The following is a 19,229-nucleotide window of genomic DNA, read 5'->3' on the forward strand; positions in this document are numbered from 1 at the left end:
TACGAAGGTAAACTTTGCGGATATATGGTCTTTGTCCAAATATCGAGGCTGATACATATTGAGCTGAGAACAGAGTATACGGTTAAAAAATATATAAAGTTAAAAAATAGAACTGTTAAAATCAGGCAGTACAGCTAAATTTACAGCTTAATTAAGTGTTATCAGGTGGGGAGCATACTTAATTAAGTGTTTTAAATAGTGTTGACACAAAGTTCTGTCTGGTTCTCTAATTGGGGGGAAATTGTTGAATAAGCAACTGAAAGTTTTGTTTATAGGAACCTATGTTCCAAAAGAATGTGGGATTGCTACATTTACATTTGATCTTTTAAATTCAGTCGCCGGAGTGCATGAAGATATACGTTGTGAGGTCATTGCGCTTAATGACCCGTCTGAAACCTATGATTATCCGGAAGAAGTCGTTTTTCAAATAGAAAGAAACAAACTCGAAGACTATCACCGGGCTGCGGATTTTATAAACCAGTCCGATGCAGATATCGTGTGTCTTCAACATGAATTCGGGCTTTTTTGGGGAAATGCAGGAGATCACATATTCACTCTTCTATCAGGGATAAACAAACCTGTGATTACTACACTGCATACCGTGATCCGTGAACCGCTGCCTGAATACCGCGCATCCACGGAAAAATTGATCCAGTACTCGGAAAAACTGGTTGTAATGAGCCAGACCGCAGTCGATATGCTGAAAGAGGTTTATAAAGTTCCGGACGAAAAAATAGAGGTTATTTTTCACGGCTTACCTGACTATCCATTTAATGACTGTGCCAAATATAAACGGATTCTAAACGTGAAAGGCTCCCCGCTTATCCTCACCTTTGGACTCCTGAGCCAGAACAAGGGCATAGAAAGTATGCTTGATGCTCTTCCCGAGGTCGTAAACAAATATCCTGGCCTCATTTACCTTATCCTCGGTGCTACCCATCCTGTGGTTAAAAAGCATAGCGGAGAAGCTTATAGAGAGTACCTGAAGAAACGTGTCTCCGAACTCGGGCTTGAGAAGAATGTGGTATTCCACGACAAATTCGTTGAGAAAGAAGAGCTCTGCAACTATATCCTGGCCAGCGATATTTACGCTTCTCCTTACCTTTCCAGAGAACAGATAGTAAGCGGAGCCCTTACCTATGCCATAGGCATGGGAAAGGCAATCGTATCCACCCCTTACTGGTATGCTCGGGAAATGCTTGCCGACGACCGGGGAATACTCGTGGATTTTGGAGATAAGGATGGTTTTAAAAATTCCCTTTTATACCTGATTGAAAACCCGGACGAGTGTAACAAAATGCGCAAAAAGGCATACGATTTTGGCAGAAAAATGACCTGGAAAAACATAGGTAAAGAGTATAACACCGTTTTTGCCAAGGCTTTGAAGAATTACAACACCTATCCCAGAATACAGAACAGATTTAACTTCCTTCCAGACCATCCTCCAGAGGTTAAGCTTGATTACCTTAAACTGCTGACAGACGATGTGGGCATTATACAGCACAGCAATCTGGGTGTACCTGCCAGGCATCACGGGTACAGTACGGATGATGTGGGCAGAGGGCTTGTTGCACTGACCCAGCTCATAGATAGTCAGGAAAAAGCCGAAGAGCTCTGGAAATTAATTACCACATACATGAGCTTCCTTGAGCACGCCCAGACAGAAACAGGGCACTTTCATAACTTTATGAATTATAAAAGGGAATTTCTGGATAAGGAGGGAAGTGAAGATACTCTGGGGCGTGCGGTTTACGGGCTTGGACACGTGGTAAGCTGCCCGTATATTTCAAAAAATATACGCACACTTGCACACACACTCATCAGCAAGTCAAAGCCGCATATGGAGAAACTGAACTATCCCCGGGCAAAAGCCTACATCATGTGCGGGCTTTATGAGATGCTCAGAGCAGGAGTGGATGCAGACGAATTTGAATCTACTTTCGTTTCCCGCAGGGACGCTGTCAAATCCATAAATGCCCTTGTGGACAGGGACACCTTTGAATCCATATTTACCATCCATGCAGACTCCCTGGTTGAGCTTTACGAGAGCAATCATAAAGAGGGCTGGAACTGGTTTGAACCCACGATCACATACAGCAATGCGAAACTCAGTGAGTCCCTTATACTGGCATACAACTACACCAAAAATCGGACTTACAGAAAAGTCGGACTTGCTACCCTGGACTTCCTCACCGAGATACAGTGGAAAGGCGACTTTTTCGATATTGTTGGGAATCAGGGCTGGTATTCCTGCAATGGTGAAAAACCGATTTTTGACCAGCAGCCAATAGAAGCCGGCTACCTTACTCAGGCTTACATTTCAGCTTATGAGACTATCCGGGAAAGAAAATACCTGGAGCTTGCACGGTACTCCTTTGAGTTTTTCCTGGGCAGGAACCGCCTGAGAACGCCCATGTATGACTCTTCTACAGGTTCGGTTTGCGATGGGCTCAACTGCGACGGGATGAACTGCAACCAGGGTGCGGAATCCGTAATCTGTTATCTCGTGGCTTTAAACTCATTAAACAGGCATTCAGACAAAGCTTACGGCACACTATTCCAGCAGGCAGCAAGTGAAGAAGTTATGCCTAAAAGAAAGAGCCTGCTTTCAGTTAATCAGGCGGAGTGAATAATATGGCAATCTGGAAAGACCACGGAGAGCTGTTTGTAAGATATAAAAGAAATCCTATACTGACAGTTGAGGACTGGCCTTATCAGGCTAATTCTGTTTTTAACCCTGCAGCCGTAATAGTAGACGGTAAGACACTATTGCTGGTTCGGGTCGAAGACCACAGGGGATTTTCTCACTTTACTATTGCCAGGAGCGACAATGGGATAGACGGATGGGTGATTGATCCCGAGCCGACCTTTGCTCCTGACCCTGTAAACTACCCTGAAGAAATATACGGCATTGAAGACCCGCGTATAACCTACATAGATGAAATAGGAAAATGGGCTGTGGCATATACGGCCTTTTCGGATTCCGGTCCATTAACAGCTCTCGCCTTTACTGAAGATTTCAAGACTTTTGAAAGGATAGGACCTACCCTGCCTCCTGAGAATAAAGACGCTGCTATCTTTCCTGTAAAATTTAAAGATAGATGGGCAATGCTGCACAGGCCTGTGTCCAATATTGCAGGGGCAAAAGCAAATATCTGGATCTCGTTTTCCCCTGATATGAAATACTGGGGAGAACACGAGGTTCTTCTTTACGCCCGGGACGGAGGGTGGTGGGACGCACGCAAAATAGGTTTATCACCTCAGCCAATCCGCGTATCTGACGGATGGCTAATTATGTATCACGGTGTACGCCAGACAACATCCAAAGCAAGTTATCGGCTTGGAATGGCTCTCCTTGATCCTGATGACCCCAGGAAAGTGCTCCACAGGTCAGAGGGCTGGATTTTCGGTCCACGTGAACTATATGAACGCAGCGGAGATGTCAATGATGTTGTTTTCCCCTGCGGATGGGTTCTTTTTGATGATGAGATCCGCATTTATTACGGGAGTGCAGACACATCCGTATCCCTTGCAACCGCAAAAGTCAGTGATGTTCTGAAGTACATCCATGAATGTCCTGAGGAGCAGTGTCCGGATGAATACTGTAGATTTTTTGAGGGCCACAAACAGGTTACTCCCAGATAAAATTGTGGGAATAAGAAATATAACCAAACATAAAGAAGGGGATAGTTATCAGAATTGCCATGTTATCTCCGATTGCCTGGAGTACACCGCCTAAAAAGTACGGTCCTTGGGAGGCAATGGTGTCCCTATTGACCGAAGGACTGGTAAAACGGGGTATTGACGTTACGCTTTTTGCAACAGCCGACTCTCACACTTCAGGCAAGCTTCATGCAGTGTGCCCAAGACCATACGAAGAAGATAAAAACATCCATGTGAAAGTGTACGAGTGCCTGCACATTTCTGAGGTTTTTGAGAGGGCAGATGAATTTGATATAATCCATAATCATTTTGATTACCTGCCTCTTACCTACAGCAGGCTTGTAGACACGCCTGTTGTAACAACCGTACACGGCATTTCTTCGAGAAGAATTCTTCCGGTCTATAAAAAATACAACAACAGCACCTTTTATGTCTCCATAAGTGACGCCTACAGGTGCGATGAGCTGGAATATATAGCAACAGTCCATCACGGAATAGATACCGGGAGTTTTCCTTTTAATGAGAGTCCCGAAGATTACCTTCTTTATATATCCCGTATTCACAGGGATAAAGGCACGAAAGAAGCGATAGAAGTTGCAAAAAGGACAGGAATGAGACTGAAGATAGCCGGCTTTATTGCTGACCCTGAGTATTTCGAAAATGAAGTCGCACCCCATATAGACAGCGAGCAGATCATTTACGAGGGGCACGTATCTCATCAACATAAAAAGGACCTCCTCTCACATGCCCGGGCTCTCCTGCATATGATCAATTATGAAGAGGCTTTCGGGCTCGGTGTGGTTGAAGCCCTTACCTGCGGAACGCCTGTAATTGCAATAAACAAAGGTGCAATGCCTGAACTGATTATTGATGGAGAAACAGGGTTTCTCGTAAACGGAGTTGAGGAAGCTGTAGACGCTGTACAGAAGCTCGGTTCCATATCCCGAAAAAAGTGCAGGGAAAGCGTGGAAATACGGTTCTCTGTTGAGAGGATGGTTGAAGACTACATTAAAGTATATGAAACGATTCTGGAAAAATACAGACGCGAGGAGAAAAGGCCCTGGGGTTTTTATGAGATCCTTACCGAAAAACCGGGGTATAAAGTAAAGCGCATAACCGTCCTTCCTCAGGAAGAAATCTCTCTCCAGCGCCATGCCCACAGGCAGGAACACTGGTATATTGTCAGCGGAGAAGGTCTTGTAACTAAAAATACTGACCAGATAAGAGTTTTCTCAGGAGATTCTGTCGATCTTGGAGTAAAAGAAATACACCGCGTAAAAAACACAGGCGGTCAAAACCTTGTATTCATCGAGATTGCACAGGGGGATTACCTGGGAGAAGATGACATAGAAAGGTTTGAGGACAAATACGGAAGAGCGTGATTTTATCCTGCGCAGGGAGACAGCTGGAAAGGTACCTGCCTTGGATCCGGGAGCAGATACAGTTATTCCAGATCAATACCTGTTCTTTTTTGGCGGTAAAAATATCCTTCGAGTTCAGTGTTTAGTCTTTAGTTCAGTGTTTAGTCTTTAGTTCAGTGTTTAGTCTTTATTCCTTCATGTTTTGGATATTCAGGTTTTCAGGAAGGACATTCAGAACCTTCATATGCCCGTCTGACCTGAGCTGCAATATCCTCTCCCAGCCTTTCAGATACGTTTCCTACAAAAAGGACAAAATAATCAGGGGGGATACATCCCAGGCTTTCTTCTCCTGAGAGGATAAGCCTGATAAGGTATTCAAGGTCATACCTTGAGAGCAATTTGATCCTTCTCAAAAAATCGTCTGCATCCTTTGAGAAGTGGTTTGCCACAGGTGGAAGGATAGAACGGTAATTAACACCTGACCCTGAACAGAGGTACCCTTCACACTCAGGTGCAAGCGTCTTCAATACTCCAATATCCGTTTCTGAAAGTATTCTTGCCATGTAATCGCTCACAATATATGTAAGTGGTTAAGTCCGATTTAGAGTTATTTCTGAACAAAAGATGATTCATGCTTCTGCTATTTAATTCATGGGGCTGCAGAACTTAATATTTTCAGGAGTTTCTTAATTCTCATAACAGGATATACATGTATCCCTTCAGGATATGCATGTACCCTCTCTTGCAGGCTTCACAGAAAGAAAGAGAAAATGTTAAAGAAGAAAGCTCCCGAAACACAACTCCGGGAGAGTCGGGTCTCAGGTAGGACTCGGGCAGGATTACAGCTCAAGTCTCATAAGGTCTTCTGCAAGGATAATCTCGCCATCTCCATAACCTTTCAGGCGGTGCACTGCTTCTCTTTCATGTCCTCTCATCTCGGGATAGAAATGCGTCAGGCAGATGCTTCCGATCTCCATGTTGTATTCCTCAAGCATTTCGGCCAGCGTGACTGGAGTAGTATGATTTGTTACTTTTGTGCCCGCGGGAAAGGAGCACTCGTGAATAAGTAGGTCGGTTTCAACTGCGAGGTCCATTACATCCCTGCAGGGCTCGGTGTCGCCAGAGTAAACAAATTCTCCGTCTTCTGCTGTCACGCGGTATGCCAGAGTCGGGACACTGTGGGCAGCGGCTGCACAGGTTATTTCACAGTCAAACCCTTCAGGTGTGAATTCTTTTCCTGGAGAGAGTTCTATAACATCCACGTTTACCCCATCCAGAATATATTCATAAGCTCCAAGCACTGTTGAAAACCAGTCTTCAGTCCCGTCAGGGCCATAAATCCTCATATCAGTCTTTCCTCTGAGCCAGTTCGCTTTCACGAGAGGGATCAGGTCAGCTACGTGGTCAAGGTGAAGGTGTGAAAGAAGTACGGTATCAACGTTCGTATGTAAGATTCCGGCATCGGGAAAACGGCTCAAAACACCGCTCCCGCAGTCAATAAGCAGAGGTTTTTCCTCAAGCCTGACCATTACTCCTGACTGTACCCGACCCTTTTGAGGGATCGCAACTCCAGTGCCAAGAAATGTAATCTCCATAAGGTAGAGAATAAACTTTAAATAATTTAACTTTATTTAAAGCATGTCTGCGTAACAAAGTTTTTGCGGCTCAAAATTGACTGATTTTTCCCCAGGAGCGAGGGTTGCCCAGCCAGGCCAAAGGCGTCGGACTTAAGATCCGATATCGAAGGATTTCGTGGGTTCGAATCCCACCCCTCGCATTTGTTTTTTGTTGTTATATCTATCTCAGGATCTATTTTTAGGACACAGGTAGCTCAAAAAAGTGTACACTCATGTAGAAATGGCGTACACTAGTTAATTTTTAAAAGTTAACTCCCCAAGAATAACCAAAAAAATAAGGTTATAGAAATTTTAGCAACTAGAAGTATAATATTAGTTTTATTTTTTGTCTTCTTTATTCCATTCCATTAAAGCCTTCTCTATAGATATCAATGTAAAAATAGTAGTATTGAATATCTCGTCTGGGTGTTGTGGCATCCAGCTGATTTCATCGAGGACGTCTTTTGGGAGCCTGACAATATCGTTCATATCTTCTCCCATTGTCATGAAATATTCAGTATATCGTGAACCATATCTACTTTTATTAGACGCGGTGATAGAGATATACTGAGTAAACGATCCATCATTCATTATATCTCTTGAATATCTGTATTGAATTTCTTTGGCACAATCAGAGTAATCGTTGTTGAGTCTTCTGATGGTATCTGGGATTGATTCACCATTCTTCTGCAAAGCTTTCAGGTCTGAAAATACACTTTTAGAAAGTCTGATAGTTTTGTATTGCTTCATATTACTATTTATTCAATTAAACATATTAATCTTCTACTACATATGTAGTTAATATTCTCTGTGCCAAAATTCTCTTTCTTCAAAATTTATTTAAATGTTATAAAATTTTTTGTACTCTGGTTTGTAAGATTAATTAAGGTTTTCTACAAAGCCATAGAAAAAGTCAACCTTATGCTAACTGGATGGGAAAAATACAGCGAATGCGGTTTGCATCTCGCTCTTTATTATAATCCTTTCAGTACTTCAACGGCCGCTTTCATGTCCAACTCATTATAAAGAAACGCCATCCGCAATAATTCATCAGGAACCATCTTATCATATCAACCCTGGGCACTTTATTCCTTCTCTCATATTCCATCATGTAATTATGTACTTAAAGTAAAAAGCCAGACCTGTAAACATCGTGGTTAAATTGATGTTTTTAAAATTAGACGGATTCCATTTATATACCAGTAAATGAATGTCATTTTATCAGCAAAGGCTTAAAATCCTGTTTCAAAGAGTTTGGGGATTAAAGGCGCCTGTTTAACTCATCCCATGGTCTGAAGTTTAAAGTAAGATTAATATTATAAAATTCAGGAATATAATTCATGATAAGGTCAAAACACGAATATGAATACTATTTAGAAGCAGATAAAATTGCGCTGGGCAAAAAAAGGAAAAAGCCGCGGCTGTTTTTAGATGAAGTATGGGTGTTTCAGAGATTATTGAGGAAAATAGAGTATTATAAAAACTGTAAAAAATCTATTTTTTATCGTCCCTATTATTATTATCTGTATTTAATGTTTCATCTGCTAAGAACTTTCCTTGGGTTTTATATAGAGCCAAATGTTTTTGGGCCGGGCTTATCCATAAGCCACCCGGGCACGATTATTGTCAACGGAAACGCAAGAATAGGCGAAAACTGCAGGATACATGTATGTACGGTTATAGGAATCAAAGCCGGGTCAGAAGATGAGAATTTGACGCCGAAAATTGGGAATAACATTTACATAGGACCGGGAGCCAAAATATTTGGGGATATAAAAATTGCCGACGGAATAGCTATAGGAGCCAATTCAGTTGTAAACAAGTCTTTCACGGAACCAAATATAGGGATCGCAGGGGTTCCAGCCAGAAAAATAAATGATAAGGGCTCTGAAAGCCTGCTTCCAAATAAAGAACTTGAAGCATTAAAAGAAAATTATCCAGAACTCTTCAAAAAATCTAAGGAGTAATCTGATATTTCTCGGGGCTTTATCAGGAATTTTGTTTTCTGTAGAAATGGACTCCAGGTATTAGTATCTCTGGACTAACTTACTAAAAATGTAAAATATAGAATATAAAGTATAAAATATAGAACATAGAATATAAAATATAAAATATAGAATGTAAAATATAAAATATGATACATAAATAATTAAAAAAGGTAAGGAATTAACAAATAGATGATAAGGCTCAATGTCCCTACCATCTCAGTGGAATTATCTCCTTCTGCACAGTACACCAAGAAGTCCGATAATGCAATAAATCAGCTCAAATCCGGGCATACTTATTTTTTCTTTCTCAGGAGTAACTTTATTTTCCGTCTGCTCAGGCTTTACTTCAATTCCTGGCCCTTTACTTTCATTGTTCTGTTCAGGAATTTCAATATCAGGTTCAGGCATTATATCAATCACGTTTTCTTTTGCTGCCGCCCTGCCCGTTATTGCAAAAGGAGAGAATCCCGGAGTTTCTGCCGTAAAATACAGGTATGTGCCATCTTCCCCTGATAAACTGGTTAAAAGCGGATTCCATTTTTCATCATTATACCTGTTAAGGGTTATAGAAGACTGTTCAATCTTTTCCTCCCGTATCCATGTCTTATTAACCCTGAAACATATTACCGGATTTTCAATACTATCTGAGGTTCCGTATCCACTGTTCCCGACCCAGAGATTAAAATATTTATATACATTTTCTGGAGGCGGGGATGAGACCAGAACGGATTTATTTTTCAGCATCTCTACAGTGGCTGTTGTCTTACCGGTTGTCTTTTTTGAATCAAAACCTATATACAAAACGCAGGTCGCATTCTTTGAAAAGTCAAACTTTACTCCTTTTCCATTCGTAATGAAGACCTGAGAAAGTTCCTTTACCTCAATGTTTCTGGGAGTTTCGGGAGAACCACCTGTACCGCCGCCACCGCCGCTGCTCTTTCCACTGTTATCTTTATCGTTTTTCTCATCATCTCCTTCATCTCCATTGTTTCCGTTATCGTCATCACTGCTGTTATTTGACATGTCAATTTCTGATTTTGAGGCATATCTCGTATTTCCGTACGGACCAATGTTTATCCTGTCTCCGTTGGGTTCCGGTTCATTAGAATAATCGGATAAAGAATAACCCGCATCGATGCAGGGAGAACTTATATTATCAATTACCCAGCTGCTGCCATTCCAGCGGCCTGCTTTTGACTTCAGGTGATAGTCATGTTTATCCCTGTCTGCGTATTGAGGATCTGCAACTATATCCCAGGGTGATGCTTCAACACCTGCATAGTCGCCGCCTAAATTGTTATATAGAGAGTTATTTTGCAGGACAAAAAAATGTGTTTCCGGGAGCTGGTTGCGTATCCCATATCCCGCAATTCCGGATGCTGATGAGCGGATATTGCTTATTATGTTGTTTCTTACTGTGAGGACATATCCCGAACCATCAGGAGAATGATAATAAGTTTTATCCTGGGCAATACCGTTTCCGTATGCCCCGTCAATAACGTTGTTTTCAATAAGCCCATTGAACCCTTCGGACACGATTCCGCCTATCAACTTATTGTTTGAATCAGTTCCAGTATCGTAAATCTGGTTATGATGAATGTGGACATATGCCGAAGAGTTAGAATAGCTTCCCGATCCGAAAACCAGAATTCCTGGCAGTGCGGTATTGTATATTGTGTTAGCATATATCTCAATGTTATCCATTGCAAAGTCAGATCCGTCCTTCTGGATCTCAATACCCGCACCACCGGAACTTTCGGAGGTAATAGTGTTATTATAGAACCTTGCATGGTTTGTATTATATAACCTCAGACCGCTGTTCGTTCTGCAGATAATTATATTGTCATAAGCTTCCACGCCTGAACAGAGAATAGCATACAGGACATCGTGGCCCAGCATGTATGCGTTATTATTACAGAATTTTACATTGGAGCATCTGTCAGCCTTTAAACCGTCCCCATGGTTATTTGTCAGATACATATCACACACGCTTATGTTTTGACAATCGCTCAGGTGAATAAAATTATAGTAGCCGTCTCCGCTGACTACATTTCTGTTTCCTTCCCTGTTCCCGTCAAGAGTAAAACCGCGAATCGTAATGTCGTGGCTGCCAGATTTATTTTCTTTAATCATCGGCTGCGATCTGGCCCAGTTAGCACTGCTGGTAAGCTTTATTGTTGCATTTGAATCTCCTTCAAGGATCGTATTGCTGTCTATCAGAAGAGCACTGTCAACAACATATGTAAACGGCCCTTTGAGATAGACAGTTGTATATTCAGGATTTTCAGCTACAAATTTAAGGGCCTGATTAATCTGCACATGATCATCAATTCCATCACAGTTAAAGTCTCCACTTTCATTTCCATCAACGTACACTACTGGCGCTGCCATGCACAGAGCAACAGGAACGTGTATAAGTACCAGGAAGACTGTAAGTAAAAAAATAATTAACATTCGATTCAACTCTAATCACCCTTAAATTATCTGCAGCTCGAAATTACATCATATATTTTTCAGTTAAACTATATTAATTCTGAATAAATCAGGAGTTAAACTGAACTCCAGAACATAATTAAAATTTTAAAATTTTATATGATACTTCGTGGACCCATTTTCCATAACGTGAATATGGGCATATCCTGCCTTTTTGAATTCAGGAAGACTCCTGTACAGGGGATAAGCAACCATTCAGGTTCAGCTTTCTTCCCCTCAAAACCTTTATTGTTCAATGTAGTCAAAATCAACATCAATAAGCCTTATTTTTCAGGTTGAAGTGATACAGGATTTCTTCTCATGAATTACTGTTAAAAATTTATATTTCCTCATCGGAAGGTTTTTCGCTTTTTTACTCAATATAACTACATCGAACTTAGTATAAATATTTATTTAGTTAAAGCGCTGTGCCCAAAACGACTGAATAGATGTGGGTATAAAAATTTTCAGCAGATCGCAGGATAAAAAGTGTTAAGATTAATTTCCCAGTTTACATCTTTCACGTGTATTATTTATAAAAAGTAATAATAGATAGGGATAAGATAAACAGAAATGTTTATTGTTCTTTTTCTCTCATCAAACATTCAAATGTTTTAAATTATGAACTCTATGATAAAAACAGAATATGAAAACTATAAAAACAGAATATGAAAACTATAAAAACAGAATATGAAAACCCATATAAAAGTAAGAAAAAAATAGCGAATTAATAGCAGGGCAAGTTAACCCCGCCATCAGGCTGCAATTTATTAAATACCACCTTCTTTTTACGGTTTATTCAATATTGTCTCCTTTTACACAGGAGCACTCCAGACAACCCGATAATACAATAAATCATCTCAAATCCGGGCATACCTGAGTTTTCTTGCTGAGGAACCTCTTTGTTTTCTGCTTTTTCAGACTCTTTTTCAAATTTTGATTCCGTGTTTCCGCTTTGTATGGAATCTTCAGTCTCAGGCTGTATTTCAATTACAATCTTTTTTGCTGTAATTGCAAAGGGCGAAAACCCCGGAGTTTCTGCTGTGTAATAGAGGTATCTGTCATCATTCCTGAGCAGGTTGGTGGGAAGCTCATTCCATTTCTTCTCACTGTACCTGTTAAGGACGATTGAAGACTCATCAATATTTTTTTCCTCAACCCAGGATTTTTTTACTCTGAAGCATACAACCGCATTTTCTATGTTCTCTTCGGTCGCATACCCTCCATTCCCAACCCAGATATTCAGATAATTGTAGACTTCTCCAGCTGGTTTTTCCGGAGTGAGAGTTGATTGATTTTTCAGCATTTCAACAATAGTTGTGGTCTTACCTGCAGTTTTTCTGGCATTAAAACATAAAGAAACAACATCAGTAACGTTCTTCGGGAAATCAAACGTTATACGATTACCATTTGCGATGAAGACCTGGGAGAGCTCTTTTACCTTAATGTTTTTAGCAGGTTCCGGAGAACCGCCTGTGCTGCCGCCTCCTCCACCTCTTCCGCTCTTCTCATCTACAGTTATCTTGATGGTTTTTGAATCTGTACCGTTTTCATTGATAGCTGTCAGTTTAGCAGTGTAAATCCCTGGAGAGAAATATTTATAAACAAAACATGATTCGTTTGAATCCTCAACCCCGTCGTCATTAATGTCCCAGCTTATCGATGTTGCTTCTTTCGAAAGGTCTTTGAAGGTTATTGAAAGGGGAGCATAGCCTCGTGTTGCACTGGCAGTGAAATCTGCTATTGGAAGGCCATTATCTTCAACGTCTTCCCCTTGAAGCACAGTTATAACAGCATTTTTTGAATCCGTGCCGTTGGCATTGCTTACTTTAAGGCTGACAGTATAGCTTCCTGCTGCCAGATATGTATGGACTGGATTTTGATTATCTGATATCTCTCCGTCCCCAAAGTTCCAGTTCCATGAGGACGGGTTCCCGGTACTGGCATCTGTAAACTGGACAGTCAGTGGAGCATTTCCATGTGTCACATTGGATGTAAAGTTAGACGACGGAGGCCTGGGCATCACTATTATGTAATTTACTTTTTGGATACTGTCAGATCCTCTTTCATTTGTCACATTTAACCGGACAGGGTATGTCCCTGCAGCAGAATAAGTATGAACTGGATTCTTAATCGTTGATCTATCTCCGTCTCCGAAATCCCATAACCAGGAAACAGGAAGCCCTAATGATGTGTCTTTGAATGCTACATTCAACGGCTGGTATCCAGTCGTGACATCACTGGTAAAATTAGCAACCGGAACTGACGGTAGAATTACCGTAATAGTCTGAAACATTGAATGAGTGGAAACATCATTTGATACCGTCAGATTAGCCCTATAAGTTCCCGGTCCTGTATATGTGTGAGTGACATTTGCAGTACTGCTGACAGGTGAACCGTCCCCAAAATCAAGCTGTTCTATGGTCTGGTTGACGCTGTAATCCGTAAAAGTCACACTTTCCCCTGCCAGGATGCTCTCTGCAGAAACCGTGAATCTTGCAGTTACACTGGAAAATCTGGCAGGCCTTACCCAGGATGGGTCACCCAGGTCTCCCATGCAGTAAAATGCTCCTCCATTCCGGCTGGTATAGTTTAAAATTTCATCCAGTCTCGCTGTTGAAGTTTGATATCTGTCAGTAACGTTTGGAGTAATTGTGTGCCCGTATAACACCAGTACATGGCCTGTCCTTATCGCATAATCAATTCCAGCTTTTATAGACTCCAGGCTAACATCCCTGCTTTCATCGATTTCAACCCCATATAGAAGCCGAGAATCATCCCATTTGTAATAAGCCAGTGGCGTCTCAGTTATATTGCCGTTTATAATATTTGGGACTCCAGTTCTGAGCGTCCGGAAATAAGGGGCTAGTATAGAATCACTGGTTGGGTTTCTGTCTGAATAGGGGTATGCAAGAGTATAAACCGGATAACCATAACGGGTAATCTCCACAATGTTCGGGTATATTTCCTGGTCCAGCCATTCTGTAGAAGTATGATTTACTAGAAATAGCCTTGAATTTGTGTGGTTATACCCATGTGCAGCTATTTCCCAGCCAGCAAAATGAAGTGCATCCAGTTCATTTACTAAAGTCTGAGTGGGGATCTCCCTGTTATTTATTTTATTTACATTGATAGTGCAGGTAGCATTATATTTCTGGAATATTGACAGATGTTTGTAACACGTATCAATATGTCCTGTATCGTCCCAGGATAGAGCGATTCCTCCCGGCCGATTGGAGTCTCTTATGTTGTGGATATCTTTCACATATAGATCCAGGATTTCAGAGGGATTCAGTGCTCTGTCGTATTCATAAAACGCGTATACTGTCCCGTCCAACCCATGCTCGGCATCAGGGGACGATCCTATTGTCCAGCTGTTTGTATTGTTGCCTGAACCCAGAACACCTGCCCTGTAGTCCACCCCTTTTCCGCTGGCAATTCCGTTAATGTATAACTGAGCATGAGAGCCATCATATGTTACAATAGCTTCATAATCTTCTTCGAGCTCGACCTGACAGTCGCTGTAACCGACAACGGAATAACCGTCTGCACAAATTTCATACTCAATTCTTGAATTTGTGTGATCAAGACTGATCCTGCATATGTCATTGCCTCTGGAAACTAGATATGTACAGTTAGTTGGACTGCTGGAATTACAACGGAAAAATACTCCAAATGTTATATCAGGATCTGTGAATTCGAGCTCTTTACTCTCAGGAATCACTATTCTGTTCTGTCCGTTAAAATGTCTTGCCTTCTGTCCTGTTGACAGGGTAAAGGTTGTACTTCCATAATTAATACTGTGGTCTCCGTACCCGGAACTGTCAACTATAGCATTTCCGCTGCCTTCACACCAGTTGTAATATACAGGCTGGTTTGTATCCGCATACGCAGTACCGGCGAGACAAATCATAAACACGAGAAATAGTCCATATTTTAAATATGGTTTAAACTTATTAAATTTCATTGGATCAAACCTCTTAATGCGAAAACATGAACCGTTTTTTCTTTACATAGTGATTAAAAACCTCCTTCTTCAGGTTATAATGCAAAAAATCCTCATCTGAGAGACAAGCCAGACCCATCAGTGTATTGTTTTCTAAACAGTGTGTTGTTTTCTAAATCGCGACAGGTATTTTATAAAGTTTAATTAAGATATTTAAATTTTTGAAATTTCTGACTTTATTGAACTTTTTTAATCTGTAGTAGCCCAAAAATATTCTTTTTACCAGAATATTTAATTTCAAAACAAACTCACAGTCTGGTTTGACCGAGGAAATACGTTGCAAACAGGATTAATTTTCACACACTGTTAACTACGACATAGTAATATTTATAATTAAGTTGATTGAGCCCAAAATATACTAAAAGAAAGAATTCAGGAAGAATTACAATATTAAAAATAAAATAAAATAAAATAAAATAAAAAAGAAAAGAAAAGAGAGGACGAAGAAAAAGAAAAGAAATAGTAAAGGAAAAGAAGAACAGGAATAAAAGAGAAAAGAAGGAACAAAGAAAAAGAAGAATAAATATAAAGAAGAATAAATATAAAGAAGAATAAATATAAAGAAGAATAAATATAAAGAAGAATAAATATAAAGAAGAATAAATATAAAGAAGAATAAATATAAAGAAAAATAAATTAAAAAGAGTTGAATCAGCATTAACTTAAAGAAACTTGTTTCCTTAAAAAATAAAGCTTTTTAAAAATCCCCGATAATTTGCAGCACGATTTTTCTTAACTTCTCAATTCTGTCGAAATTTATGTATACTATCTGCTGCCATGTCCCGAGTGTCAGCTTTTTTTCAACAAAAGGGACTGTAAGGCTCGGACCGAGCAGGAATGATCTTAAGTGAGAGCCGCCATTAAAATCTCCCCATGTTTTATGGTGATGATAATCTTCATTCAGGGGAATGAGTTTATCAAGGATTTCTGAAATGTCTTTAGAGAGATTCGACTCAAATTCCATTGTACTTATTGCTCCTGTTGACCCGACGCAGAACACCGTAACTGTTCCATTTTTTATCTCTGATTTTTCAATTTCTTCCGATACCGTTCCGGTTATATCAACAATTCCGCAGTCTTCTTTAGCAGTGACTGAAATTTCTCTTGTTTCTACAGGCATAAAAGGATATTAGCAGGGCAGATTAAATATTCTTTCAAATCCCCGTGGAAAGAGTAAATTCATTTTTATGGTTTAAACTCTGAACTTCCTTTTATATTGAATTTATCTGCAGGTTTCCTGCTGCAGTTTTTATTGAAAAAAACATGCCTCTGCCTGATTTTTTGCCTGAGTTATTGATATACTTTGATATTCGGGAGATTACAGAATAAATATTTTATGGCAATTTTTGTACTATTATAAAACGTTTATCAATTTATTTTACAAAAATCTATTTCTGGTAGACATGATAATTAGTAAAATAGATATATCAATAAAACCATAACTTATTAATTAAATTATTCCAGTTCAAAAAATCATACTTAATCATACAGAATTATCGGTCAAAAATTGAAGTGATCATGGTACTTCCTTGCAGAAAGGGACACTATTGCAGTATAATTTGAGATCAATAATTCTAAAAATTTTTGCAAATTTATTATTGTAATTGAAAAAATGTAAAAAATGCATCGCTGGATACAGATTTAAATTTATTTAAAAATTATGTAGAACCATGAATAAATCTTCGTTTAAAAATTAAAGTGTAATTATATTCATATTGAATTTAATTTCATATCGGAAAACCAAAACAAAAAGGGATCCAGGGAGGAAAATATATGATCAGAAAAACAGATGAAGTCGTGTGCCCAAATCCAAAATGTTCATATTATCTTAAAGCTGAGGGAAAAGCCATAATCAAACGTGGAAAATATAAAACAGGGCATCAGAGATATTACTGCAAACATTGTGAGAAATTCTTTATGGATACTATAGGCACGGCTATATATCGCAAACATCTGTCTAAAGAAGAAATAAGAATGATATACCGGCTTTTCCTAGAAAAAAATGGAATCAGAAGCATTGAAAGGATAACAGGACACCACAGAGATACAATAAGCAACCTTCTAAAAGATACTGTCAAAAATGAAAAGACGGAAGACTATCTAATCAACCAGATAGGTCTGACAGCTGAAGAATGTGAGAAATTATGGATATTTCTGGAAAAAAAGAGAAATTCTTCCCGAAACTCCTTAAAACAGAAGGATAATAACTCATAAATAAATTGGACAAGTAAAAGCTGCAGGCTGTATCTATTAATGAGATATACAGATAATCTATAAAGATAATCTATAAAGATAGTCTATAAAGATAGTCTATAAAGATAATCTATAAAGATAATTTAGAAAAATAACTTAGGGAATAATTTAGAAAAATAACTTAGGGAATAATTTAGAAAAATAACTTAGGGAATAATTTAGAAAAATAACTTAGGGAGCAATTTAGAAAAATAATTTAGGGAGTAATTTAAGGAATAATTGTAACTGCTCAGAGTATAGTTAACGGCGCTCCTATGAGCGCCGCACGAATACCCTCTAAAACAGGTAAACCGTTCTTTTTTCCTGTAGAAATGTACGCCCTAATTCTGCAGAAAGCTTGCGCTCCCATTGCTTTTCTGAAAGTTCCCGATATTTTCTGCTGTAGTTTCATCATCCTGATATCTCTTTCTGCCTGATTATTATCAAATGGAACTTTCAAATCTGTCAGGAATCTCAGAATCTTTTCTTTGTGTTCTATAAACCTATCCAGCAGATTCCTTGATTTTGTTTTTGGATTTTTACCGCGTTTTCCCTGTTTTTCAGGATTTAGAGAATGCGGATTTTCTTCAAGCGCTCTAATGATAATTGCATCAAACCTTTCTTCCAATGCTTTAATTTGCTCAAAATCAGGTTCTCTTAATTGCTCTTTACACTCATCAGTGTATTTCTTCATCTCAGTGAGCAGTTCATTCATCTCTTTAGCCCATGTCTGTTTATAGTTCTCTTCAATTCCTGTAAGTTCTCTCTGTAAATGAGCGTTACACAGAGCATGATCACAATCATAAACGTTGTAAGGTTTCCATCCATCATGAACTGCTACTCCCTTAAACTTCGGAAGAATTCCCATAGCATCTATTGCTTCTGCTCCTCTTTTTGTATGAGCAAAATAACATGTGTATTTTTCATTAGAAGCTACATGAAGCCAGTGTCTTTTTCCTTCAATCTTCATACCAGTTTCATCAAAATTGATTACAGGCGAGGCTAATAACTTCTCTCTAATAACGTTTTCAAATTCCTCTAAATTCTGGAAACATTCTCTTTCTGCTCTAATTATCGTAGCAGGACAGATTTTTATTCCCATAATGTCTTCAAATAACTCAGAAATTCTATCATAAGGAACAAACTGGTAATTTTTACAGTAAATAGCTGAAGCTAAAATATTAGGGCCATACTGAACCGGATATTTCACTGATTCGGGAAAAACGGCTTTATTCAACTTTCCACAACAAGGACAGGTTTTAATCTGACTTTTATGTTCTGTAACAATTAGATTTACGGGAGGAATGTCAAAGACCTGTCTTCTCTCATAAGCTTCAACTTCAACATTCTCAAGGGTAGATCCGCATTCTTTGCAGCAGGTCAAAGAATGTTCTATTACCTACTCAGGATGATCAACCATATCAAGAGTCGTGCCTGGATGACCTTCCTGACCTCCAGGTTTCTTCCCGCTTGGTTTACGCAGACTCTTGGGATTAGGTTTCTCTTTGACAAAATAATCAGTAGAAGGAGGTCGACTGCTGTTACGACTGTTTTGATTTAAACGAGATTCTAAGGCTACAAGTCTTTCAGTGAGTTCTTTAACTTGAGATTCTAAACTCTCAATGTAAGCTACAATAATTTCAGGATTTGAAGCACAGTAAGAAAGAATCTCATCACGTTTCATAAAGCTAAAAAGGAATCATTTTATATCCAATTTTTCCTCGGAACGAGGAAAAATGTGTAGCCTCGTTAAGGCTACCTGAATAGTTACGAATAATTTTTCATAAAATGTGTATTAATAATATATTTTTTTTATATATTGACCTTTCTGAAGATATTTTTATATTCATTTTCGTATGGATTTGTTTCAGCTCTTTTTCTACAACACTCA

The 19,229-nt window shown here is 39.2% G+C and carries 12 protein-coding genes, 1 tRNA gene and 1 pseudogene; 7 read left to right on the forward strand and 7 right to left on the reverse strand.

Annotated features, from left to right (window positions below):
- Nucleotides 1-244 precede the first annotated feature (244 nt).
- From MSMAS_RS09445 to MSMAS_RS09455, 3 genes are all read left to right on the forward strand, one after another.
- Complete coding sequence (locus tag MSMAS_RS09445; RefSeq protein ID WP_011034847.1) at nucleotides 245-2,629, forward strand: glycosyltransferase; 2,385 nt, start codon at nucleotides 245-247, stop codon at nucleotides 2,627-2,629.
- Nucleotides 2,630-2,634: 5 nt separating this feature from the next.
- A complete protein-coding gene (locus tag MSMAS_RS09450; RefSeq protein ID WP_011034846.1) occupies nucleotides 2,635-3,645 on the forward strand; it encodes a glycoside hydrolase family 130 protein in 1,011 nt (336 codons plus the stop codon).
- A 119-nt stretch (nucleotides 3,646-3,764) separates the two neighbouring features.
- A complete protein-coding gene (locus MSMAS_RS09455; RefSeq protein ID WP_230626553.1) occupies nucleotides 3,765-5,045 on the forward strand; it encodes a glycosyltransferase in 1,281 nt (426 codons plus the stop codon).
- 197 nt (nucleotides 5,046-5,242) lie between these two features.
- On the opposite strand, the gene MSMAS_RS09460 is transcribed toward MSMAS_RS09455, so the two are convergent.
- Both MSMAS_RS09460 and MSMAS_RS09465 read right to left on the reverse strand, forming a co-directional pair.
- Complete coding sequence (locus MSMAS_RS09460; RefSeq protein WP_011034844.1) at nucleotides 5,243-5,587, reverse strand: hypothetical protein; 345 nt, start codon at nucleotides 5,585-5,587, stop codon at nucleotides 5,243-5,245.
- 276 nt (nucleotides 5,588-5,863) lie between these two features.
- Nucleotides 5,864-6,619 (reverse strand): MBL fold metallo-hydrolase, encoded by a 756-nt coding sequence (locus MSMAS_RS09465; RefSeq protein ID WP_011034843.1) that lies wholly within the window; start codon nucleotides 6,617-6,619, stop codon nucleotides 5,864-5,866.
- Between the two features lie 97 nt (nucleotides 6,620-6,716).
- On the opposite strand from MSMAS_RS09465, the gene MSMAS_RS09470 reads away from it, so the two are divergent.
- A tRNA-Leu gene (locus MSMAS_RS09470) sits at nucleotides 6,717-6,801 on the forward strand.
- 178 nt (nucleotides 6,802-6,979) lie between these two features.
- Here the strand turns inward: MSMAS_RS09470 and MSMAS_RS09475 are convergent.
- Nucleotides 6,980-7,390: a hypothetical protein gene (locus MSMAS_RS09475; protein ID WP_011034842.1), complete on the reverse strand. Its 411-nt coding sequence runs from the start codon at nucleotides 7,388-7,390 to the stop codon at nucleotides 6,980-6,982.
- 590 nt (nucleotides 7,391-7,980) lie between these two features.
- Here MSMAS_RS09475 and MSMAS_RS09480 point away from each other — a divergent pair.
- Nucleotides 7,981-8,607, forward strand: a complete 627-nt coding sequence (locus MSMAS_RS09480) for a serine O-acetyltransferase (protein WP_011034841.1) — start codon at nucleotides 7,981-7,983, stop codon at nucleotides 8,605-8,607.
- A gap of 246 nt (nucleotides 8,608-8,853) precedes the next feature.
- Here MSMAS_RS09480 and MSMAS_RS09485 read toward each other — a convergent pair whose 3' ends face one another.
- Nucleotides 8,854-11,082 carry a PGF-pre-PGF domain-containing protein gene (locus MSMAS_RS09485; RefSeq protein WP_011034840.1) on the reverse strand — a complete coding sequence of 743 codons (2,229 nt, stop codon included), beginning with the start codon at nucleotides 11,080-11,082 and terminating at the stop codon, nucleotides 8,854-8,856.
- Between the two features lie 138 nt (nucleotides 11,083-11,220).
- On the opposite strand from MSMAS_RS09485, the gene MSMAS_RS19235 reads away from it, so the two are divergent.
- Nucleotides 11,221-11,400 (forward strand): hypothetical protein, encoded by a 180-nt coding sequence (locus MSMAS_RS19235; RefSeq protein WP_155399415.1) that lies wholly within the window; start codon nucleotides 11,221-11,223, stop codon nucleotides 11,398-11,400.
- A gap of 499 nt (nucleotides 11,401-11,899) precedes the next feature.
- On the opposite strand, the gene MSMAS_RS09490 is transcribed toward MSMAS_RS19235, so the two are convergent.
- Both MSMAS_RS09490 and MSMAS_RS09495 read right to left on the reverse strand, forming a co-directional pair.
- The gene (locus MSMAS_RS09490) at nucleotides 11,900-15,013 is read right to left on the reverse strand and encodes a PGF-pre-PGF domain-containing protein (RefSeq protein ID WP_230633222.1); all 3,114 of its coding nucleotides are present in this window, start codon (nucleotides 15,011-15,013) and stop codon (nucleotides 11,900-11,902) included.
- Nucleotides 15,014-15,803: 790 nt separating this feature from the next.
- Entirely contained in the window at nucleotides 15,804-16,226 is a 423-nt protein-coding gene (locus tag MSMAS_RS09495; RefSeq protein WP_048046518.1) for a secondary thiamine-phosphate synthase enzyme YjbQ, read from the reverse strand.
- Between the two features lie 653 nt (nucleotides 16,227-16,879).
- On the opposite strand from MSMAS_RS09495, the gene MSMAS_RS09500 reads away from it, so the two are divergent.
- Nucleotides 16,880-17,320 (forward strand): IS1/IS1595 family N-terminal zinc-binding domain-containing protein, encoded by a 441-nt coding sequence (locus MSMAS_RS09500; RefSeq protein WP_048040321.1) that lies wholly within the window; start codon nucleotides 16,880-16,882, stop codon nucleotides 17,318-17,320.
- A 268-nt stretch (nucleotides 17,321-17,588) separates the two neighbouring features.
- Here MSMAS_RS09500 and MSMAS_RS09505 read toward each other — a convergent pair.
- Nucleotides 17,589-19,022 (reverse strand): annotated as a pseudogene (locus tag MSMAS_RS09505) (IS66-like element ISMma14 family transposase).
- Between the last annotated feature and the right edge of the window lie 207 nt (nucleotides 19,023-19,229).

The sequence above is a fragment of the Methanosarcina mazei S-6 genome, from assembly GCF_000970205.1.
GTDB classification, from domain to species: domain Archaea; phylum Halobacteriota; class Methanosarcinia; order Methanosarcinales; family Methanosarcinaceae; genus Methanosarcina; species Methanosarcina mazei.